The sequence below is a fragment of the Otariodibacter sp. genome, assembly GCF_029256985.1.
Lineage (GTDB): Bacteria > Pseudomonadota > Gammaproteobacteria > Enterobacterales > Pasteurellaceae > Otariodibacter.
Window position 1 is genome coordinate 26284 of the sequence record NZ_JARIDQ010000046.1, and the last position, 21538, is coordinate 47821.

The 21538-nt window shown below is 32.6% G+C and carries 23 protein-coding genes; 10 read left to right on the top strand and 13 right to left on the bottom strand.

From position 1 onward, the window contains the following. Positions 1-73 precede the first annotated feature (73 nt). A complete protein-coding gene (locus tag Q1J40_RS05080; protein WP_301098964.1) occupies positions 74-1516 on the top strand; it encodes an outer membrane protein transport protein in 1443 nt (480 codons plus the stop codon). A 66-nt stretch (positions 1517-1582) separates the two neighbouring features. Here the strand turns inward: Q1J40_RS05080 and Q1J40_RS05085 are convergent, their stop codons facing one another. From Q1J40_RS05085 to Q1J40_RS05105, 5 genes are all read right to left on the bottom strand, one after another. Beyond that, positions 1583-2947, bottom strand: a complete 1365-nt coding sequence (locus tag Q1J40_RS05085) for a sodium-dependent transporter (RefSeq protein ID WP_301098965.1) — start codon at positions 2945-2947, stop codon at positions 1583-1585. Positions 2948-2990: 43 nt separating this feature from the next. Further along, positions 2991-3815, bottom strand: coding sequence for a Dam family site-specific DNA-(adenine-N6)-methyltransferase (locus tag Q1J40_RS05090; RefSeq protein WP_301098966.1), 825 nt, complete (start codon positions 3813-3815; stop codon positions 2991-2993). 2 nt (positions 3816-3817) lie between these two features. Beyond that, the gene (gene aroB / locus Q1J40_RS05095; RefSeq protein ID WP_301098967.1) at positions 3818-4906 is read right to left on the bottom strand and encodes a 3-dehydroquinate synthase; all 1089 of its coding nucleotides are present in this window, start codon (positions 4904-4906) and stop codon (positions 3818-3820) included. 20 nt (positions 4907-4926) lie between these two features. Continuing rightward, on the bottom strand, positions 4927-5448 hold the full coding sequence (aroK, locus tag Q1J40_RS05100) for a shikimate kinase AroK (RefSeq protein ID WP_301098968.1): 522 nt from the start codon (positions 5446-5448) through the stop codon (positions 4927-4929). 234 nt (positions 5449-5682) lie between these two features. Then, entirely contained in the window at positions 5683-8247 is a 2565-nt protein-coding gene (locus Q1J40_RS05105) for a penicillin-binding protein 1A (RefSeq protein WP_301098969.1), read from the bottom strand. 143 nt (positions 8248-8390) lie between these two features. Between Q1J40_RS05105 and Q1J40_RS05110 the strand changes: the two genes are divergently transcribed. From Q1J40_RS05110 to Q1J40_RS05150, 9 genes are all read left to right on the top strand, one after another. After that, positions 8391-9104, top strand: a complete 714-nt coding sequence (locus Q1J40_RS05110) for a hypothetical protein (RefSeq protein WP_301098970.1) — start codon at positions 8391-8393, stop codon at positions 9102-9104. Beyond that, positions 9086-9592 carry an HAD family hydrolase gene (locus Q1J40_RS05115; RefSeq protein ID WP_301098971.1) on the top strand — a complete coding sequence of 169 codons (507 nt, stop codon included), beginning with the start codon at positions 9086-9088 and terminating at the stop codon, positions 9590-9592. The genes Q1J40_RS05110 and Q1J40_RS05115 overlap by 19 nt, the downstream gene beginning before the upstream one ends. Positions 9593-9601: 9 nt before the next feature. Beyond that, on the top strand, positions 9602-10120 hold the full coding sequence (locus tag Q1J40_RS05120; protein ID WP_301098972.1) for a hypothetical protein: 519 nt from the start codon (positions 9602-9604) through the stop codon (positions 10118-10120). A 9-nt stretch (positions 10121-10129) separates the two neighbouring features. Then, entirely contained in the window at positions 10130-10540 is a 411-nt protein-coding gene (locus Q1J40_RS05125; protein WP_301098973.1) for a hypothetical protein, read from the top strand. A gap of 10 nt (positions 10541-10550) precedes the next feature. Next, positions 10551-11855, top strand: coding sequence for a type IV pilus secretin PilQ (gene pilQ, locus Q1J40_RS05130; RefSeq protein WP_301098974.1), 1305 nt, complete (start codon positions 10551-10553; stop codon positions 11853-11855). A 78-nt stretch (positions 11856-11933) separates the two neighbouring features. Continuing rightward, positions 11934-12350, top strand: coding sequence for a transcription antitermination factor NusB (gene nusB, locus Q1J40_RS05135; protein WP_301098975.1), 417 nt, complete (start codon positions 11934-11936; stop codon positions 12348-12350). Between the two features lie 10 nt (positions 12351-12360). After that, a complete protein-coding gene (gene thiL / locus Q1J40_RS05140; RefSeq protein ID WP_301098976.1) occupies positions 12361-13335 on the top strand; it encodes a thiamine-phosphate kinase in 975 nt (324 codons plus the stop codon). 2 nt (positions 13336-13337) lie between these two features. After that, positions 13338-13808 (top strand): phosphatidylglycerophosphatase A family protein, encoded by a 471-nt coding sequence (locus tag Q1J40_RS05145; protein WP_301098977.1) that lies wholly within the window; start codon positions 13338-13340, stop codon positions 13806-13808. Further along, entirely contained in the window at positions 13808-14431 is a 624-nt protein-coding gene (locus Q1J40_RS05150; RefSeq protein WP_301098978.1) for a LysE family transporter, read from the top strand. The genes Q1J40_RS05145 and Q1J40_RS05150 overlap by 1 nt, the downstream gene beginning before the upstream one ends. A gap of 212 nt (positions 14432-14643) precedes the next feature. Here the strand turns inward: Q1J40_RS05150 and kdsA are convergent, their stop codons facing one another. The 8 genes from kdsA to Q1J40_RS05190 form a co-directional block, all read right to left on the bottom strand. Further along, positions 14644-15498 carry a 3-deoxy-8-phosphooctulonate synthase gene (gene kdsA, locus Q1J40_RS05155; protein ID WP_301098979.1) on the bottom strand — a complete coding sequence of 285 codons (855 nt, stop codon included), beginning with the start codon at positions 15496-15498 and terminating at the stop codon, positions 14644-14646. 30 nt (positions 15499-15528) lie between these two features. Further along, complete coding sequence (locus Q1J40_RS05160) at positions 15529-16377, bottom strand: SirB1 family protein (RefSeq protein WP_301098980.1); 849 nt, start codon at positions 16375-16377, stop codon at positions 15529-15531. Beyond that, positions 16365-17234 (bottom strand): peptide chain release factor N(5)-glutamine methyltransferase, encoded by an 870-nt coding sequence (gene prmC / locus Q1J40_RS05165; RefSeq protein WP_301098981.1) that lies wholly within the window; start codon positions 17232-17234, stop codon positions 16365-16367. The genes Q1J40_RS05160 and prmC overlap by 13 nt, the downstream gene beginning before the upstream one ends. Positions 17235-17237: 3 nt before the next feature. Further along, positions 17238-18320 carry a peptide chain release factor 1 gene (prfA, locus tag Q1J40_RS05170; protein ID WP_301098982.1) on the bottom strand — a complete coding sequence of 361 codons (1083 nt, stop codon included), beginning with the start codon at positions 18318-18320 and terminating at the stop codon, positions 17238-17240. A gap of 120 nt (positions 18321-18440) precedes the next feature. Next, on the bottom strand, positions 18441-18713 hold the full coding sequence (gene hbs / locus Q1J40_RS05175; protein WP_301098983.1) for a non-specific DNA-binding protein Hbs: 273 nt from the start codon (positions 18711-18713) through the stop codon (positions 18441-18443). Between the two features lie 139 nt (positions 18714-18852). Then, positions 18853-19443 carry a YjaG family protein gene (locus Q1J40_RS05180; protein WP_301098984.1) on the bottom strand — a complete coding sequence of 197 codons (591 nt, stop codon included), beginning with the start codon at positions 19441-19443 and terminating at the stop codon, positions 18853-18855. A 2-nt stretch (positions 19444-19445) separates the two neighbouring features. Next, complete coding sequence (gene hemE, locus Q1J40_RS05185; protein ID WP_301098985.1) at positions 19446-20516, bottom strand: uroporphyrinogen decarboxylase; 1071 nt, start codon at positions 20514-20516, stop codon at positions 19446-19448. 63 nt (positions 20517-20579) lie between these two features. After that, a complete protein-coding gene (locus Q1J40_RS05190; RefSeq protein WP_301098986.1) occupies positions 20580-21392 on the bottom strand; it encodes a D-hexose-6-phosphate mutarotase in 813 nt (270 codons plus the stop codon). Positions 21393-21538: the final 146 nt, after the last annotated feature.

Consider the following 21538-nt stretch of genomic DNA (forward strand, 5'->3'; position numbering starts at 1 on the left):
TACCTCAATTTATTATTTTTATTACTTAACAATATATTTTGAAATATTTTTCTATTAATTTTTAAGAGGTTTTATGACTAAGTTTACCCAAACAGCTATCGCATCTCTAGTCTCTATTTTTACTGGTAGTGCATCTGCAGCCGCATTTCAACTAGCCGAAATTTCATCATCAGGCTTAGGACTTGCTTTTGCAGGTAATGCTGCAGTTGCAGATAATGCATCAGTAGTGGCAAGTAACCCTGCATTAATGACAAAATTCAAAAATATTGAAGTTTCAGCAGGTAGTATATTAGTTGATTCAGATGTCCATATTAATGGAAAGTTTGCTTCATCTTCAGCAAAAGCAAATCAAGAAAACATAGTTCCAAATGTTGTTGTACCAAATGCTTATATTGTAATGCCTGTAAATGATCGTTTTTCTATTGGCGGTGGTATAAATATAAATTATGGATTAAAGTCTGAATATGCATCTGACTACAATGCTGGTTTTTTTGGTGGAAGAACAGACCTATCAGCGATTAATCTAAATCTTAGTGGAGCTTATAACTTAGGTTATGGTTTCAGTATTGGGGTTGGACTTGATGTTGTCAAAGCAAAAGCTGAATTAGAACGAAACTTAGGACTAATAGGTAAAGCTGCTGCTCTTCAAGCAAAACAAAAAGCACAACAAGCTGGTATGGCAGCACAACAGGCTGGTGCTACAGCTCAAGAATATCTTAGTGCAGGTCGTATTCAAGAAGCACAAGTTGCTATGGCTCAAGCTAATCAATTTATGGCACAAGCTAATCAAGCTGCAATAGCTGCCCAACGCTATGCTACAATGGAAAATGAAACTATTATTCACAGACTTACTGGTGATAAATGGGCATTAGGATGGAATGTTGGATTATTGTATGAGTTCAATGAGAAAAACCGTATCGGATTTGCATATCATTCTCCAATAAAAGTTAAATTCAAAGGGCAATACTCAAATACATTATTAATGCCAATCCCCACTATTGTAGAAATAGATAATATTACAGGTGGAGTAACTATTCCGGGAGCGTTAACACTTAAATTACCATCATTTTGGGAAATTTCAGGTTACCATAAACTCACAGATAAATTGGCTGTGCAATATAGCTATAAAAGAACAAATTGGAGTACTTTTAAAAGCTTAGAAGCAACTAGTCTTCAAACAGGAAATATTTTATTCCATAAAACAGAGAATTTTAATGATGCCTCTCGAATTGCAATTGGTTTATCTTATGATTTCACAGAAAAATTAACTGTTCGCACAGGTATTGCTTACGATGAAACTGCAAGTATTAGTAATCCATCAATTTCTATTCCTGATACAGATCGTACCTGGTATTCGATTGGTGCAACATATCGATTTACACCAAACATGTCTATTGATCTTGGCTATTCATACATCAAAGGAAGTAAAAATAACTTTAATGAAGATGGCCTCGTGAATTTCAAAACAGCTGCGAAAGCTAACCTTTATGGATTAAATATCAATTACAAGTTCTAGACAATTATCACGTAAAAGACCAAGTTTTTAAACTTGGTCTTTTTTATCTTATGATTAAATTAACAACTATAATGAACTAAAGAAAATAATTGCAATTATTATTGGAATAATATATTTCACATAGTTAAACCACAGAGATGTAAATAATTTTCCTGCTCCTAACTCTTCCTTAGCTTCATCTTTTAAAACAAAGCCGACAAAGATAGCACTACCTAATGCTGTTAATATAAATAAAATATTACCACTAATATAATCGAACGCATCAAAAATACTTTTACCCACAATAGTAATATCTTTCCATTCACTATCTCCCAGTATAGAAGGAATATTACCAAGTACAAAAATAGCGCCTAAAGTAACTAATATAGCTATTTTACGCCCCATTTGGGTCTTTTCTTGTAAGGCTGTAATTATTACTTCACAAATAGTTAATGAAGTAGTTAATGCAGCCACAATTAATAAACTAAAGAAAATAATAGCAAAAACTGTTCCTCCCCACATATGAGAAAATACGATAGGCAAGCTTTGGAAAACTAAGGTAGGTCCAGAATTAGGAGCAATCCCAAAACTAAACAAAGAAGGAAAGATCATAAATCCTGCGAGTAACGCAATAAAAGTATTTAATACCCCAGTAATCATAGCTGTTTTAACCAAATTCTCTTTTTTATCTAAATAGCTCGATAATGTAATTAATACTCCAAAACCTAAACTCAATGCAAAAAATACTTGTCCTAGAACAAAGACAAATAACTTAGGTGTTATTTTTGAAAAATCGGGCATAAGATAAAAATGAATACCTTCCATTGCACCTGGTAAAGTTATATTTCTGATTACCATAATAATCAGGAAAATAAACAATAGAGGCATCAAATACTTAACAGATTTTTCAATCCCATCAACAATTCCTTTGGCCAAAATAACATAGTTTACAATAACAAAAACTGCGGTATAACCAATAATTGTAAGAGGATTATTAAAAATACTACTTTGAAAATATGTGGATGCAATATCTGCTGAAATTGGAGTCGATATATCTAAAGAACCAGTGATAAAACTTATAATATAATTAATGACCCATCCTCCAAGAACCATATAGTAAGCTAATATGCCAAATGCTCCCAATAATCCCATATAACCTAATATTTTCCATCCTTGATGAATATTTCTACCATTAACTCTACCTGCAAAAGCGTCTATTGCATTAACTTTAATTCGTCTTCCAATTACGTTCTCAACTAAAATCATAGGAATTCCAATCACAATCATAGCAAGGCAAAAAAGTACAACATAAGCACCTCCACCATTTTCTCCAACAAGGTAAGGGAAACGCCAAGTAGCTCCAAAACCAACAGTTGCTCCCGCTACTGTCATGATATATGTCAAACGGTTTGACCAAGACTGTCTTTCTATATGGTTATATTGTTCTGTCATTTGTACTCCGAGTAATATTGTTATGATAACTAGTTATAAATAATTAAGAAAAAAATGCAAAGAGTTCGTCTACTCTTACACGAGAGTGGGGATTCTGTCCAATATGTCGTTGAACTTTAAAGGTCGTAATTTCAGCATTTTTATAAATTTCTCGTGTAAAAGCTGTATCATGATTAGAAATTAATACAGGTATATTTTTATTTTGAGCTTGTTCTGCATAATAAACCAGTAATCGTTGTTGTTCTAAGCTAAATCCGCCACCCGCATATTGTGTAAAATTGCTTTCTTGTAAAATGGGTGCATAAGGCGGATCACAATACACAACACAATCCTCGACTTTATCTAAAAGATATTCAAAAATATCTTCAAACCTAGAACAAATAAATATTGCATGTTGAGCCTTCTCTGCAAAATATCGAAGCTCTTTTTCTGGGAAGTAGTGTTGACTATATGCTCCGAAAGGAACATTAAATTGGTGTTTTTTGTTGTAACGGCATAATCCATTAAAGCCAAATCGATTTAAATAAAGGAATAGGGTAGCACGTCTAAAAATATCATCTGATAAATTAAACTCTTTACGACATTTATAATAAAATGCGGGAGTATTCGCTTCAGAGTTATCAAAAAGTAATTTTACATCTGATATATAAGCATTCACATCTTGCTTAATAACATTAAATAAATTGATGAGATCTGGATTAATATCAGCTAGTATATAGCGTTCAAACTCTGTATTAAGAAAAACAGAGCCTGCTCCTACAAAAGGTTCAACTAAACAAGATCTATCAGGTAAACGATGAGCTATATCTTCAACTAAACGATACTTTCCACCAGCCCATTTTAGAAAAGAGCGTTGCTTAGGTTTCATATTTATAACTGACTAAAATAATCAATAGCTTGCACCACTTTATCTTCTGAAATATTAGTAGTGATATAAGCAACACCAAGAGATTTTAATAAGATTAAACGTAACTCTCCATTTAATACTTTCTTATCTCTTTTCATATAAGGCAAGTACTCTTTAGAAAGCATGCCATCAGGAGAGTAAGTTGGTAAATTAGCCCGAGCAAGTAATAGTTCTAATCGAGCTACATCATTTTCCGTAATATCACCATTCAAATAAGATAAAGCCGCAGCTTCTAACATTCCTACTGCAACAGCTTCACCATGTAACCAATTTCCATAACCTAAGTGAGTCTCAATAGCATGTCCAAAAGTATGCCCAAAATTTAATAATGCACGATCACTATGTTCTTTTTCATCTTGTGCAACAATTCTCGCTTTTAATTGACAACAGCGCTCAATACAATATATAAGTAGTGAAGATTCTAAACTAACAAGCTTATCTATGTGTTTTTCTAACCATTCGAAAAATTGAACATCAAAAATAGTACCATATTTAATAACTTCAGCCAGTCCTGCACTTACTTCTCTTCTTGGCAAGGTGTTTAGCGTATTAATATCGATAATTACAGAGATTGGTTGATAAAAGGCTCCAATCATATTCTTACCAAGAGAGTGATTAACCGCCGTTTTTCCCCCCACTGAAGAATCAACTTGTGCAAGTAATGTGGTTGGGATCTGAATAAATCTTACACCTCTCTGATAAGAAGCGGCTGCATATCCTGCTATATCACCAACTACACCGCCACCTAATGCTATAATTGTCGTATCTCTACTGTGATTTTTTTCAAGCAAGGCAGTAAAGATTAAATTTAGAGATTCTAATGTTTTATACTTTTCACCATCTGGTATAAGTACATGATCAACATGGCACCCTAATTTAAATAATGTATTTTCAACTGTTGAAAGATGATATTTCGCAATAGTAGGATTAGAAACAATCATTACTCTATCACCAGAGTTTAGAGGGTAAAAACTCTCAACATCTTTCAACAGATCTTTACCTATAATTATAGAATATTTTCTATCCTTTAATTCAACATCAACTGTCAACATCAGTACACCTTTATATTTACTTACTGTAAATTATCAATCATTTCAATAATCTTAGTTGCAACAACTTTTGCTGTTTGTTCATCTGTTTGTAATGTAATATCAGCAATTTCTTCATATAATGGATTGCGTACTTTAGCAAGTGCTTGTAAAACCTGATAAGGATCTTCATTTTGTAATAACGGGCGCTTTTTATCTCGCTGAGTACGCTCAAATTGTTTATCTACAGATGTTTCTAAATACACTACGATACCACGAGCAGATAAAGCATTACGATTATCTTTAGAAACAATAGAGCCTCCACCAGTTGAAAGAACTAATCCTTGAGAATGAGTTAATTCATTGATAACCCTCTCTTCACGCTTACGAAATCCCTCTTCTCCTTCTATATCAAAAATCCAGTCAATATCAGCACCTGCACGCTCTTCAATTACAGCATCAGAATCTAAAAAATCCATATTTAGCATTTGTGCAAGTTGACGACCAATTGTACTTTTACCTGCTCCCATAGGACCGATTAAAAAAATATTACGTTTTTCTGCCATTCTTTTTTCTTTTCATATTTAAAAATTAATAACTTAATTTGTGGTAAAAGTATCGAAAAAACAGACCGCTTGTAAAAACAAGCGGTCTGTTATAAGTTAAAATTTACAAAAAGTGATTATAAATAATACACTTATATACTAATTAAACCACAAATCGCCCAAAGAGAAAGATTAGGATATTATCGCAATAAATCCCCTATCTTTTCAACCTAAACCGTACCTGTCAGATAAAATTTAGAATAATTCATTGCTTTGGTTCCCGTTTGATGGAGATACTCCTGAGCTAGAATTACTATTATTAATTTGGTAGCCTTTTTCAACAATAAATCTTCTGGTTGGTTCCGTTCCTTTAATAAAATATTCAGTTAAGCTATTACCCAAAAGTCCTGTTGCAGCATCAATTTTTACTGTCACAATATTTGGTGGCAAGACTTCTTTTCTTTCAGGTTTATCTTTTAATACTGATTTCATGTATTCAATCCAAGCAGGTAAAGCTGTTTGAGCTCCTGCTTCTCCTCGACCAAGATCACGTTTGTTATCATCAAAACCAACATATACTGTTGTAACTAAATTGGCACCAAAACCTGCATACCACGCAATTTTTGAATTATTTGTAGTACCTGTTTTTCCCCCAATATCTTGACGTTTAATTTGACCAACAATACGATGACCAGTTCCTCTCCAGCTCTGACCTGGTTCTCCTGTAATAGCTGTATGCAATGCACTTCTCATAAGAAAAGCGATTTCACCACTAATTACTCGTGGTGCATGACGTTTTTCTTGAGTATTTTTTGCAGAAGTTGCCATTAAATTAGGAGCTTCTTCTTTTTGGGTAATATCAATATCCAAACCAGGAACAACGTCAGTAACATCATCATTATTCATACCTTGAGCTGGTTGATCATTAACTTTAACAAAGTCAAAATAGTTTGGTTCAGGATAAACAACTGGAATATCATTACAAGTTAAACAAGCTACTGGTGGATTAGCTTTAAATATTTCTTGGTCATTTCCATCCACTATACGTTCTATTAAATAAGGTTCAACTAAATAGCCTCCATTATCGAATGTTGCATATCCTCTAGCCATTTCAAGTGGTGTAAAAGATGCAGCACCTAATGCTAAAGCTTCTGTTGCTTGATATTGTTTACGATCGAACCCAAATCTTTGTAAATAATCAGCAATATAGCTAATACCTGTCATCTGTACAGTTCTAACCATCATAACATTTTTAGATTTGCCAAGACCTACACGTAACCGTAATTTACCTTCATAAATATTAGGTGAATTTTTAGGTGACCATGGTTTTTGTCCTTTTTTAACAATCGTAATCGGTTCATCACTTAATATTGTTGCTAAACTCAGCCCTTTATTTAAAGCAGCTGCATAAATAAAAGGTTTTATGGAAGAACCTACCTGAACCAAAGATTGAGTTGCACGATTAAAGCGACTTTGTTCAAAACTAAATCCACCTACAATTGCTTCAATAGCTCCATTATTACTATTTAATGAAACTAAAGCCGAATTAACTTCTGGAATTTGTCCTAGCTCCCAATTTCCGTTATTATCTTGCTTGACCCAAATTTGTTCTCCTACATGAATCACATCTCGTACAGAACTAGGTATCTTACCTCTAGCAGAATCACTAATAAATTTTCTAGCCCATTTCATACCTGTTAATTTTAATTCTGTTTTCTCGCCATTAGTGAGTAGAATATTAGCTTTATCTTTTGTTGTACTTAGTACAGCTGCCCCAATAAAAGGCTCTGAATTAGGTAACTTGCTAAGATGATCAATAATAGCTTCTTCATCCCATGGTTCTTCATTAGGTTTCCAAAGTTGTTCTGCGCCTCTCCAGCCATGACGGCGATCATACTCGATAAGGTTATTGCGCAAAGAATTTTGAGCTTCTCTTTGGTCCTTAGATAGAACAGTAGCATAAACTTTGAACCCTTTAGTGTAAGCTGCTTCTTCGCCATATCGTTTTACCATCTCTTGACGAATCATTTCAGTTACATAATCAGCTCTAAATTCTAAAGCTGCACCATGAAATTTGGCAATAATAGGTTCTGCCTTTGCTTGTTCATATTGCTCTTGAGTAATCTTACCTACATCCAACATCCGACCTAAAACAACATTACGACGATTTTCAGCTCTTTTAACTGAAAATAAAGGATTCATCGTTGATGGAGCTTTTGGTAATCCTGCAATAATTGCAATTTCAGATAAGGTTAAGTCCTTTAACTCCTTTCCAAAATATGTCTTAGCAGCAGCAGCCACACCATAAGAACGATACCCTAAATATATTTTGTTAAGATAAAGTTCTAAAATCTCATCTTTCGTTAATTTTTGCTCAATTTCCAACGCTAGAATAGCTTCCTTAATTTTTCTTTCTATTTTCCTTTCTGGAGAAAGAAAAAAGTTACGAGCTAATTGTTGAGTAATAGTACTAGCACCTTGTTGATCTCCATTAGCAGAACGCCATAAAGCTCTTAAAATACCTTTAGGGTCTATTCCTTTATGCTCATAGAAACGAGCATCCTCAGTTGCAATAATAGCATCAACCAAAGCTGTAGGAATATCACCCAACTTGACGAAGATACGACGTTCTTCACCAACCTCACCAATTAATTTTCCATCCGCAGTAAAGATCTGCATTGGCCTCTGTAACTCTACATTTTTTAAAGTTACAACATCTGGTAAATCTTGTTTGAAATGCATATAGCCTAAACCTACGACAATGCATCCAAGAATAAATAATGTAAGAAAACTACTAAATATAATTTTTACGATCTTCATCGAAAAAGAGCCTTTTAACAAATGACTAAAACTAAATTTGCACCCAATATATACAAATGCATTAAATAAACAGGCTAATTATAAGCTAAAACTTAACAAAAAGCTGTTTTAATCGATTAATTTTCTATAAATAATGAGTAATCATGCTAAAAAGACTCTTAAACATAAATATATCCAAAACCATGAACGTACCTATACAAGTAGGTATTAGTGAAAATGATCACTATCATTGTATAGTATATATACATGAAGGTTCTATTGTTAACTTTTGGAGAGATAAATCAAAATCTTTAGCATCTATATTGGTAGACATACAAAATAATGAACCTCTCTTAAAATCAAAAAAACTTACAATTATTAGACCAGTATCCCATCACTACATTTGGCGAAAGTATGTTTTTTTGCCTTACCATTATTCTGATGCAATGTGCTATAAAAAAATCATAGAAATTCTCAAAACAGAACTTCCTGTAAGCTTAGATGATGTCTTTTTTGACTATTACTTAGAACGAAATAAATCTACATCAGCAATCAGAATAATTATTTATGCATTACGTAAAGAGTTTAGCAAATCCTTACTCACTAATAAGCGGACTATTTTAGATTGTGAATTGTACTGTTATTTAAGAGCATTTCACTATTTATCTACTTTTCCATACGATATGGTACACAAAAATTACTATAAGTTCAGAAATTATATTATTCAATTCCAATTAGATAAATTACTCATACAAGAAAATAATGATGCACTAAATGTACTAACTATAGAGCATATAAACAACAAGTTTAAACACATTCTGGATACCGATATATATTTATTAGCATTAGGGGCCTGTTTATGGAATGGCAAGGTATAAATTTAACAGATTATAACACAAAAAAATGGGTTAATAAATCTAAGCTAAATATATTTAAGGTAGTAATATTTATATTTATCTTACTTGTATTAATTTATTCATTATATGCATATCAGAAAAATATATATTCAGATTACATTATAATAAAAAACAGAAACTCAATATACAAAAATAAAATAACAAAGATAGAAAACAATATTATAAATTTTTCAAAGCCAAGCATAATAAAAAAAGAATACATACCAAAAGAAAAAATATCAGAAATAATAAATTACTTAAAAGAAATAAAAACATCAGGATCTTTACTAACTGTTAAAATATATAAACATAACAATAAAAACATACTTAATATAGAAGGAAATATAAATAATAAAGAAAAATTCACAGAAATTGAAGAGCAATTAAAGATAAAAAAATATCAATATACCATTGATAAATTTCAAACAATAAATACCCATAGCATATTATTTTCAATATCAATATATTAATTTTACATCATGCAAAAAAAATTAGAAAATTTATATACATCCCCATCAAAACAAACATATAAAATAATTAATTTTGTTAATAACAAATTTATATATATAGTATCAATTATAATACTAACAACTATTATTCTATCAACATTAAACTATGTGAGGTTAAAAAATATACTATATAGAGAAGTGGATATACAAAATAAATATAAAAAAAATATAAGAAATAAGTTAATAATATTATCTAAAGCACATAAAAGAAACCAAGAGAAAAAAGGAAAAAATAACAATATTTCAATTATTGATAGTAAGATAAAAGAAATAATAATAGAAAATGGAGGAGAATTAAGTAATTTACAATGGTACTTTGATAATGGTCAGAAGATAAATGTATTATCTACACAAAACACTAAAAAATCAATTAGTATAATAGAAGATATAAATAAAATAAAAAGCATAATGTACACCCAAATAATATTATCAAAAACAGATATAAATAAATCTATTGAATTAGATATAACACTAACAATTATACCCTAAGGAAATTATATGAAAAAAAACATGCTTATTTTTCTCTTTATTATATTAAATACATACAAATCTTATGCGGACCCTTTCTATAATGAAGAGGATATGAATAAAGAGAATATAAATGAACAGATTATATTAAAAAATAAGGAATTGTATTTAGATTGTAATAGAAAAGACAGTATAGAAACTATAAATATAGTAGAAAAATTTCAAGAACTGGAGCTAATAGGAATTATTGGAATAAATAATAGTTTTACAGGAATTTTACTAAATAAGAACTCACATATTATTGAGATAAAAAAAGATCAAGTTCTAGAACCATCGAAAATACAAATAACAGATATCAACTCAAAAGAAATAGAATATATAGATTGGAATAAAAGTAATAGTTGTAAAAAACCAACAAAAATAAAATTAGCAATACTATAGCAGAGGGAAAATGAAATACTTAAACCTAATTATAATATTTTTTATTCAAAATACATTTTCATCACCTATCACTATATCTTTGAGGAATGCACCAACAAAAGAAATACTCTCTCTACTTGCCATAGAAACTGGAAATAATATTATTATTAAAGATAACATAAACTCAAGAACAACATTACATATAAGAAAAAGTAATTTTAATAAAATTATAAATCAGGTAGCAAAAATAAATGATTTATCCATATATAAAAATGATAACATATATATAATTTCAAAAATAAAAAAATCAATACATAACTCAAATAATAACCAAAATGAAATTACTCCTAATATTAATGATAATCAAACTATTTCACCTGAATTCAAAACAAAAACAATTCAGTTATATCATTCAAAAGCTTCAAAGATTATAGAATCTATTACAAAAGGAAGTGGAAATATTTTATCTGAAGCTGGTTATCTACATTTTGATGATAGAAGTAATCAAGTCATCATAAAAGATAGTAAAAAATCAATTCAAAATATATCTAAACTTATAAAACAACTTGATATACCCATTCCCCAAATAGCAATCGAAGCAAGAATAGTGACTATTAGCAGTGAAAACTTAAAAGAATTAGGCGTGAGATGGGGACTCTTTTCTCCTACAGCGCAGCATCATACCTTTGCAGGAAATCTTGAAGGAAATGGAAGTGTAGTCAATAATCTTAATGTGAACTTCCCTGTTAGCAATGCAGCCTCTGCAGTTTTACAAATCGCTAAAATCAATGGTAGAGTACTTGATCTAGAATTAAATGCATTAGAACGTGAAAATCATGTAGAAATTATTGCAAGCCCTCGTTTATTAACCACAAATAAACAACAGGCTAGTATTAAACAAGGTACTGAAATTCCTTATGCTATTTATGATAAAAAAAGTGAAACTACAGATATAGAATTCAAAGAAGCAGTACTAGGATTAGAAGTCACTCCTCAACTTTCTAATGGTAATCAAATTTTGCTAGATTTGCTTGTTACCCAAAATGCTCCCAATAGTCAGCAAGGTGTAAATGAACTTACAACGATAGATAAGCAAGAATTAAAAACTCAAGTTATTGCACATCATGGTGAAACTATAGTATTAGGTGGAGTATTTCAACACCTTATCTCAAAAAGTGAAAATCGAGTACCTGTATTAGGTAGCATACCTGTTATAAAACACCTATTCAGTCAAAGTAGAGATAAAATATCAAAGCGAGAACTTATTATATTTGTCACTCCTTATATCATTGAACCTCAATCAACAGTAAAAATCAAGAAATCTACGCATAAATAAGATGAACTATGATAGAATACTCGGCTATTTTTAATAATAGATAAATGGCTAATATTTACGCTATAAATTTGAGGTTTTATGAAAGTTTCTCCACGTCGTCGCGCAAGAGAATGCGCAGTTCAAGCAATTTATTCTTGGCATATTTCACAAAATGAAATTGAACAAATTGAACTATCTTTCGTATCTGATCAAGATATGAAAGGAGTTGATATGCCTTATTTCCGAAAATTATTACGTGGTACAGTAGAGCACATTGAAGATGTTGATCTTTCCCTTCGCCCATTCTTAGATCGTGACGAAAACGAAGTTGATCCTATCGAGCGATCAATTCTACGTATGTCTGCTTATGAATTGCAATATGAACTTGATGTACCATACAAAGTAGTTATTAATGAAGGTATAGAGGTTGCTAAAGTATTTGGCTCAGATGATAGCCATAAGTATGTAAATGGCATATTAGATAAGCTTGCTATAAAAATTCGTAACAATCGCTAGGAATTAGGATATGGGTGAATTTGATCTAATTGCTAAATATTTTTCAAAGCATAAACAATCATCTCACAAAGATGTGATTCTATCTGTCGGAGATGACTGTGCCATTACCCAAATTAGACCAGAGCAAAATATAGCAATTACAACGGATACATTAGTTTCCGGTACTCATTTTTTACCTACAATATCACCTTCTGATTTAGCTTATAAATCTATTGCAGTTAATCTTAGTGATCTTGCAGCAATGGGAGCTACACCAATGTGGGCATCGCTAGCCCTTACTCTACCTTCCATTGATCATGACTGGCTATCTGAATTTAGTGATAGCTTATTTAATATTTTAGATCAATATAATGTTTCTTTAATCGGTGGAGATACAACAAAAGGGCATTTATCTGTAACAATAACTGTTCAAGGAGTTCTTGAACAACATCAGGGATTGTTCCGCCATAAAGCTAAATCAGGTGATTTTATTTTTGTATCAAATTATTTAGGTGATAGTGCTGCAGGTTTAGATTTACTCTTAAATCATTCAGAAAAAGTATACACTCAAGAAGAAAAATATCTTATTTACCAACATTTACACCCTATTCCACAAGTGGAATTAGGACAACTATTAACTTCATATAGTCAATGTGCCATTGATATTTCTGATGGACTAATTGCAGATCTCAAACACATCTTAAATCGTAGTCAATGTGGGGCTGAAATATATATTGAAAACTTACCACTGTCATTAGCACTTCTTTCACATTGTGAAAAAAAAGAAGCTGAATTGTTTGCTTTAACTGGTGGCGAAGATTATCAATTATGTTTTACAGTTTCAGCAAATCAGCGAAATAGTCTAGAGCATATATTGAAAGAACAAGGTTTTCATTGTACTTGTATCGGAAAAATAACGGATGAAATCAATCAAATTAAATTATTTGATAAAGGCAATGAAATTATGCTACCCCATCACATTGGTTTTGATCATTTTAGTAAATAACCATGAAAATTAATTTAAAAAATCCAATTCATTTACTTGCAGTAGGTTTTGGTTCAGGATTAATTAAACCAGCCCCTGGTACTTGGGGTTCATTATTAGGTACATTAATTGCAATACTGATATGGAATCTAACCGCTTCTATTGCTGTTTTTATTGCTCTTACCGTAGTATCATTTTTATTTGGATGTTATGCATGTCAAAAAACTAGTGAGGATACCCAAATTCATGATGATGGACGAATTGTTTGGGATGAAATTGTTGCGATATTTTTTATTTTTAGTTTTCTGCCACAATATAATTTCATTTACTACACCCTAGCTTTCGGTATATTTCGTATATTTGATATTTGGAAGCCTTACCCTATTCGCTATATTGATGTAAAGATTTCTGGTGGCTTAGGCATTATGCTTGATGATATAGTTGCTGCGGTCTATACTAGCTTGACCCTGTATTGTTTTTTTAGGATATTTTAATGTGGACGATATTCTTTGTACAACTAGCAGGATTAATTAGTCCTGGCCCTGATTTTTTATACGTCACCCGCAAAGCCATGGGAGATTCTAGAAAAAATGCCATACTAGCTAGCTTGGGGATAACACTAGGTATCGCCTTCTGGTCACTTCTTGTGATATTTGGACTTGCGATAATTAATAATATCATCCCTAATTTCCAATATATTTTAATGTTATTTGGTGGAGCTTACTTAGCTTATTGCGGATTGAAGATGGTGCAAGTCACCAAAAATACACAACTCTCAAATAAAAAAACAGAAGAAAAGAAATCTATCTGGAAAGAAATACTTGGTGGGTTACTTATCAATCTTTCTAATCCAAAGATCATTATTTTCTTTAGTAGTGTTCTAGCGGGTTATGTATCAAATCTATCTAACATACAAGATATTTTATTAGTTCTTTTTATCTTAACAGGTAGTGGTTTTGCTTATTTTTCTCTTGTCAGTCTTTTGTTCTCACACAATAAGATTCAGTTATTTTATATCAAATATAGCCATTACTTAGATAACATGGCTGGTGTTATTTTTATAATTTTTGGGGTAAGCTTAATTTATGAGGGAATTGTCTTACTTTTTTTCCAGTAAATGATAAATATGTAGAGTTATACCACTAATTTGCTAGAAATTATAGAAAGGATTTAAATCTTATAAACAACCTCTTCAGTTCTAATGTTCATAGATATAAATAAAAAATAGACCAACCCCCTTACTTTATACTAGGAAGTTGATCTACTTTTACTACTTATAATTTAACAAAACATATTCATTACCTGAATATACATTGATTATTAACCTTATTACTTAGATGTGTCTAATTCAGGTAATGATTTAATTAAATCATCAACAGCTTTCATTTGGCTGATAAAACCTTCCAGAGCTGAAAGCGGAAGTGCTGATGGGCCATCACATTTTGCTTGGTCTGGGTTTGGATGTGCTTCGAGGAATAAACCGGCTAACCCTACTGCTAAACCAGAACGAGCTAATTCGGTGACTTGATCACGACGTCCACCCGATGCAGCACCAAACGGATCACGACATTGTAGTGAGTGTGTTGCATCAAATATCACTGGGCAACCTTTTGATACTTTTTTCATAATGCTGAAACCTAGCATATCAACCACTAAATTATCGTAACCAAAGTTTGAACCACGTTCACATAAAATAACTTTATCGTTACCACATTCTGCAATTTTCTCGACAATATTACCCATTTGTCCTGGGCTTAAAAATTGTGGTTTTTTAACGTTGATTACAGCCCCTGTACGAGCCATTGCTTCAACAAGATCCGTTTGACGAGCTAAAAATGCAGGTAACTGGATAATATCCACCACATCAGCAACAGGCTGACATTGGTAAATTTCATGCACATCAGTAATAATTTTTACACCGAATGTCTCTTTTAATTCTTGGAAGATTTTTAATCCTTCTTCCATACCCGGTCCACGATATGAATGAATCGAAGAGCGATTTGCTTTATCAAATGACGCTTTAAAAATATAAGGTACACCTAACTTTTGTGTAACTTCAACGTATTTCTCACAAACTTGCATTGCCATATCACGGCTTTCTAGTACATTCATTCCGCCAAAAAGAACAAAAGGTTTATCATTTCCGATTTGGATATTATCTAGCTGAATTGTTTTTGAATTCATGGTTGTTCCTTAATCAACAATCAATGGATATTAGTGAAGCACGTTGGCTTTACTCTGTTTTTCTAAATTTGCGATCTCTAATTTTAACATCATCGCCGAAGGATCATCAGGGCATTGATCAATAAAATAGCTCAGATCATCACAAGCTGCTTGGAAGCAATCCATACTAGCTAATACCATTCCTCGATCTCTAATTTCGTATGGATCTTCAGGTGTTAACATCAAACGATATTCAATTAATCGTAAAGTTTCCTCATACTTCCCTTCCCTGGTAAGAGCCATTTTAAAAATGGTTTCTAAACGTTCTAGTACTTCTTCTTTCGTCGCTATTTGTAAAAACTCACGCTTTAATTCAACACCAAATCCTAATTCACCTTCAAGCCATTTGCTCATTTTGTCAAAACTAAGATAAGAACCATCCCAAGGATTAATAAAACGTGTTTCTTTTCTACCTGAATTATGCGTTATTTCTGCTCGTACAATAAATTGTGTCGGAAAATTAACGGGATAAAGCGGTAAGTCTAATACTGAGGCTAAATACAATAAAATTGCCCCGAGCGAAACAGGCATACCACGATGACTACGTAAAATTTTATGTAATAGTAAATTATCCGTATAAAAATACTCTTCCGAATGACAATGAAAACCTTGTTCTTGATATAAAAAATACAAGAGTTGATCGATACGCTCATCATCATTCGTACCATTAACTTCATAACGTGCTTTTTTGACTAACGCTGAAACTAAGCCATAAATTTGTGGTTCGCTCACATCTGGATCAATTAAAGTTGCGAGTCGAATTAATTCTTTGTATAAAAACCGCTGAAGTTCGTTACGTTCTTTTTGTGAAAATTCAAATGATTTAATTATTTCGTCCATATTGCCCACGTTACTCTATCATTACCGCCATAATCTTGAGCGGTTTGAGGTGAATCCCATTTATTTTGCTTAAATAATTCTCTGACTTTTTCTGCTTGTTGCCAGCCATGTTCTAAAATCAAAGCACCATGATTAGTTAAATAAAGCGGTGCGTTTGTGATAATTTTTTGTAAATCTGCCATTCCATTTTGTGAGGCGACTAACGCAGATAAAGGCTCAAATCTTACATCCCCTTGCATCAAATTACTATCTTGTTCATCAATGTAGGGCGGATTACTTACAATGAGGTCAAAATAGTGATTTTGCAAGGCTTTAAACCAATCACTTTGTAAAAAAGTAACATTTTTAAACCCCAATTGTTGCTGATTCTGTTGAGCTAACTGTACAGCATCAAGAGATTTATCTACTCCAATAATATGAACTTGATTTTTTAATTCGCTGGCAAGTGCTAATGCAATCGCTCCTGTTCCAGTTCCTAAATCTAGGATTTGCAAATATTCTTTAGAATCTAACCGCTTGTAAACCAATTCTAAGGTAATTTCAACTAATCTTTCTGTATCAGGGCGAGGAATAAGAGTAGCTGGTGAAACTTTAAGTGGTAATGACCAAAACTCTCGCTCACCAAGGATATAAGCAATAGGTTCACCTTTAATTCGACGTTGCAAAAAATTTTCTAATTGTACTAATTCTATTTGAGTTAGCTCTGTTTCTGAAAAAGCAAAAATTGCAGATTTAGTCCGCTTTGTGACCGCTTGTAATAACACATTAGCATCTAGTTTCGCATTTAAGAAAGGATCTTGCTGAACATTATCACGTAATCGTTGTTCAGCAAGTGTTAACCATTGTTGGTAATTCATTACTTATAATTGTTCTGACAACGCAGCCAATTGATCCGCTTGGTATTCCGTGATAATTGGTTGAATTAATTCATCAATTTTTCCATTCATTACTTCATCTAAACGATAAATCGTCAAATTAATACGATGATCAGTCACTCGTCCTTGTGGGTAGTTATAAGTTCTAATTTTATCTGAACGATCCCCTGAACCTAATAAGTTACGGCGAGTATCCGCTTGCTCTTGTGCTTGCTTTTCTTGCTCTGCTTGTACAATACGAGATGCTAATACAGACATAGCCTTAGCTTTATTTTTATGTTGTGAACGCTCATCTTGACACTCAACGACAATACCTGTTGGAATATGGGTAATACGTACCGCTGAATCTGTAGTATTAACGTGCTGACCACCCGCCCCTGAAGAACGATAAGTATCAATACGTAAATCTGCAGGGTTAATTTCAGGTAATTCTGATTCAGGTAATTCTGGCATTACCGCTACAGTACAAGCAGAAGTATGAATACGCCCTTGAGATTCTGTTTTTGGTACACGCTGTACACGATGTCCACCCGATTCAAATTTAAGCTGACCATAAACACCTTCACCACTAATTTTAACGATAATCTCTTTATATCCGCCTTGCTCACTTTCACTTGCTGAAAGCTCTTCAATACGCCAACGTTTACTCTCTGCATAACGACTGTACATACGATAAAGATCGCCTGCAAAAATACCCGCTTCATCGCCACCTGTCCCTGCACGAATTTCAAGATAAGCGTTATATTCATCATTCGGATCTTTAGGTAATAATAGAATTTGCAATTGTTGTTCTAATTGATCAATCTCAGCTTTATTTTGTTCAATTTCTTCCTGAGCCATATCCTTCATATCCGGATCATCAAGCAATAATTGAGCCTCTTCAATATCGCTATTTAATTTATTCCAACGGGTAAATGTTCCTACCACTTCTTCTAATTGAGAGTATTCTTTGGAATAAGCTCGAAATTTGTCTTGATCATTGATAACTGAAGGATCGCCGAGTAATGCTTGTAATTCTTCGTAACGCTCACTTAAACTTTCTAACTTACTAATAATAGATGCTTTCATTGGTTTATATATAATTAAAGGTTGAAAATACGAATACCGCTATTGTAACGGAAAAGCTATATTATAGAAATGCAAAAAGCCTAGATAAGATCTAGGCTTATAATAAAACTAATTGATTAATTATTTCACTAAATCTTTTAGTGCCTTACCAGCAACAAATGCTGGCACATTAGCAGCTGGAATTTCAATTGCTTCATTTGTTTTTGGGTTACGACCTGTACGTGCTTTACGGTGGTTTACTTTAAAAGTACCGAAACCGATAAGTTGTACAGAATCACCTTTTTTTAGGCTACCTGAAATTGCTTCTAATGTTGCTTCTAATGCCGCTTTTGCGTCTTTTTTACTTAATTCTGCACTTGTTGCAATTGCATCGACTAACTCAGTTTTATTCATGGGTATTATCCTCTAAAGATTTTATTTATAAATGGCAGTACCTGCCTAAACTCTTATTTTGCTGTAATGCTGAGATAGCTTAATTCAAACTACGCTATTCTCAAAGCAAATAATGCAAAAATTGTTACATAAATCACGTTTAATGGTCAATATTTAATCCAATATTACTTATGCCACTCTCACGTAACTCATTTTTTAGAGAAAGAATAAGTTCTATATCTCTTTCTTCTACTTCATTAAGTAAACGATAAATTTGCCATTGAATATCTAATTCTTCTTCAATTTCACTAGATTCTTTCAATTCTTTTTCATCTAGTTCACGATTTAATTCTGTTTCTAAATAAGTTGCAACAGTACTTAATGAAAGCTGGCTTATTTTAATTGCCTGTTCTAATGTTTCCCCTGCAATAATCGCATGCAATAATTCAGAAAGCCCTACACAAGCATCTTCTGCAGGGAAAACACCATAAAAATCAAATTCATTTACATCTGGAATAATTTCTTCTAATTTTTCTAACTGATTTTCAAAATTAATTTTTGCGCCTTTAACAGTAAGAAACTCCCACACAAGATTCAAAATATTTTGAAAAACTTTTGCATGATCTACTCGCTCAGTCACTTCACAAAATAGCTGAAAATTAGGGTACATACGTTCACAGAGACACGCCATAAATGTAAGATGTTGCCAACTTTCAAATCGTTCCATCCTTTTATGAATTGGATTTCGCATAACTAATCCTCTTGATGATATTGCTTAGAATATTCATGAACAGTATCAACAAGTATTTTTGGACTCTCTTCAGGCACATCCTGATGTATACCATGCCCTAAATTGAAGATATGTCCAGTTCCTTGTCCAAAACTATCTAGAATGGATTGTACTTCTTGCTCAATTTTTTCTGGATTTGCATATAATACACTTGGATCCATATTACCTTGTAATGCAACTTTATGTCCTACCCGTGCTTTGGCATTAGCAATATCAACTGTCCAATCTAATCCTATTGCATTACAACCAGTATCAGCAATAGATTCTAACCATAATCCACCACCTTTAGTAAATAAGGTTACTGGTACTTTTCTCCCTTCATTTTCACGAATAAGGTTATCGACAATCTTATGCATATATGGCAATGAAAAATACTGATAATCTTTATGAGCAAGTACTCCACCCCAAGTATCAAAGATCATTACAGATTGAGCCCCAGCTTTGATTTGTGCATTCAAATAAAGAATAACGCTGTCCGCCAGTTTATCTAACAGGCTATGCAATAAATTTGGGTCCGTATAAAGCATTTTTTTGATTTTTGTGAATGCTTTACTGCTTCCCCCTTCAACCATGTAGGTGGCTAATGTCCAAGGGCTACCAGAAAAACCGATCAATGGTACTTCACCTTTTAATTCTCGACGAATCGTGCGTACCGCATTCATTACATACTGTAACTCACTTTCAGGATCAGGAATGGGTAAATTATCAATATCAGCTTTACGCTCAATTGGATTAGCAAATTTAGGACCTTCACCTGTCTCAAAACTTAGTCCAAGTCCCATTGCATCTGGAATTGTTAGGATATCAGAAAAAAGAATCGCAGCATCTAAAGCATAACGACGTAACGGTTGTAATGTTACTTCACAAGCTAAATCTGCATTACGACAAAGTGTCATAAAATCACCCGCTTCTGCACGTATTGCTTTATATTCTGGTAAATAACGCCCTGCTTGACGCATCATCCACACTGGTGTCATATCAACAGGTTCTCGTAATAGTGCCTTTAAATAGCGATCATTTTTTAAATCAGTCATAACTTTTTTCCATTTAAATAAAAGTGTCCCATAGAACAAATATGGGACGAATAATATCATAATTTAGTTTGATTTCACGCTAATCTTGGCCTGAATCATTTGACCTTGATTCAGAGATGTATGGATTCGTGCAGTTTCTGCACAAACCATGGTTTTATAACCGGTATCAGTCATATTACTCGTTTGCTTATGCCAAGGATTCCACACAACAACTTCTGTTGAATTAATATGTTGCACCTCAATTTGACGTTGGTAACCTTTATCTACAATAGTAGTGACTGCATTTTCAACGGAATACATTTCATCAACATTTTCTGCAATTAATCTTGGGGATGAAACAGATTCTTGTTGGTGTGTCAAATGATTGAACACAGTTGTTGGTAATCCATGTAATTCTACTTGGCTAATATCTGCAATATTAAAATAACTATGTAAGGCTGGATTTGCCTGTCCCGAACCTTGATGAGTCAATGTTAATGTACAAGTGTCTCCTAATTCCATTGCCATTTGAGCATCAAGCCCTTGTCCATTCTCAGATTTTAAATCAAATCGTAAGAACACTTTATCTTTTGTAATTTCATACTGATTGAATTCCCATAAGCGAATACGTGCAGTGCCGTGGAAAGGCTCGCCTAGACTACCAAACCAAGGATAACAAATTGGAACCCCACCTCGAATCGCACTACCTAATTTGAATGGTTCAATTTCACTCAACCAAAAAACATCTTGGTCAGTATGTTTTGGTTGCCAACTGAATAAATGAGCACCCTGAAGAGCGACCTTTGCTTTCACTTTTGGATGATTGATTTCTAGTACTGGAATCTCGTTATATTCGAATAAGCTTAATTCAGGTGTGATTTGTTGAATCTTTTTCATTTTGTACTCCTTAATCTACTATCAATAATTTATACAAGCGGTCAGATTATCGCACTATTTTGCAAAAATGAGGTAAAAAATAGGGATACCAATTGGCATCCCTCATTCAAATTAATTAGCTAAATATTGTTTTGCAACATTAATCG

Coding starts and splice junctions, on each gene's coding strand:
- thiL (WP_301098976.1), top strand. CDS start 12,361: ATGGGTGAATTTGATCTAATTGCTAAATATTTTTCAAAGCATAAACAA.
- Q1J40_RS05160 (WP_301098980.1), bottom strand. CDS start 16,377: ATGGACGAAATAATTAAATCATTTGAATTTTCACAAAAAGAACGTAAC.
- aroB (WP_301098967.1), bottom strand. CDS start 4,906: ATGTTGACAGTTGATGTTGAATTAAAGGATAGAAAATATTCTATAATT.
- Q1J40_RS05115 (WP_301098971.1), top strand. CDS start 9,086: ATGGAATGGCAAGGTATAAATTTAACAGATTATAACACAAAAAAATGG.
- aroK (WP_301098968.1), bottom strand. CDS start 5,448: ATGGCAGAAAAACGTAATATTTTTTTAATCGGTCCTATGGGAGCAGGT.
- Q1J40_RS05110 (WP_301098970.1), top strand. CDS start 8,391: ATGCTAAAAAGACTCTTAAACATAAATATATCCAAAACCATGAACGTA.
- Q1J40_RS05180 (WP_301098984.1), bottom strand. CDS start 19,443: ATGCGAAATCCAATTCATAAAAGGATGGAACGATTTGAAAGTTGGCAA.
- Q1J40_RS05125 (WP_301098973.1), top strand. CDS start 10,130: ATGAAAAAAAACATGCTTATTTTTCTCTTTATTATATTAAATACATAC.
- Q1J40_RS05150 (WP_301098978.1), top strand. CDS start 13,808: ATGTGGACGATATTCTTTGTACAACTAGCAGGATTAATTAGTCCTGGC.
- Q1J40_RS05085 (WP_301098965.1), bottom strand. CDS start 2,947: ATGACAGAACAATATAACCATATAGAAAGACAGTCTTGGTCAAACCGT.
- Q1J40_RS05145 (WP_301098977.1), top strand. CDS start 13,338: ATGAAAATTAATTTAAAAAATCCAATTCATTTACTTGCAGTAGGTTTT.
- Q1J40_RS05080 (WP_301098964.1), top strand. CDS start 74: ATGACTAAGTTTACCCAAACAGCTATCGCATCTCTAGTCTCTATTTTT.
- Q1J40_RS05090 (WP_301098966.1), bottom strand. CDS start 3,815: ATGAAACCTAAGCAACGCTCTTTTCTAAAATGGGCTGGTGGAAAGTAT.
- Q1J40_RS05120 (WP_301098972.1), top strand. CDS start 9,602: ATGCAAAAAAAATTAGAAAATTTATATACATCCCCATCAAAACAAACA.
- pilQ (WP_301098974.1), top strand. CDS start 10,551: ATGAAATACTTAAACCTAATTATAATATTTTTTATTCAAAATACATTT.
- prmC (WP_301098981.1), bottom strand. CDS start 17,234: ATGAATTACCAACAATGGTTAACACTTGCTGAACAACGATTACGTGAT.
- hbs (WP_301098983.1), bottom strand. CDS start 18,713: ATGAATAAAACTGAGTTAGTCGATGCAATTGCAACAAGTGCAGAATTA.
- kdsA (WP_301098979.1), bottom strand. CDS start 15,498: ATGAATTCAAAAACAATTCAGCTAGATAATATCCAAATCGGAAATGAT.
- nusB (WP_301098975.1), top strand. CDS start 11,934: ATGAAAGTTTCTCCACGTCGTCGCGCAAGAGAATGCGCAGTTCAAGCA.
- prfA (WP_301098982.1), bottom strand. CDS start 18,320: ATGAAAGCATCTATTATTAGTAAGTTAGAAAGTTTAAGTGAGCGTTAC.
- Q1J40_RS05190 (WP_301098986.1), bottom strand. CDS start 21,392: ATGAAAAAGATTCAACAAATCACACCTGAATTAAGCTTATTCGAATAT.
- hemE (WP_301098985.1), bottom strand. CDS start 20,516: ATGACTGATTTAAAAAATGATCGCTATTTAAAGGCACTATTACGAGAA.
- Q1J40_RS05105 (WP_301098969.1), bottom strand. CDS start 8,247: ATGAAGATCGTAAAAATTATATTTAGTAGTTTTCTTACATTATTTATT.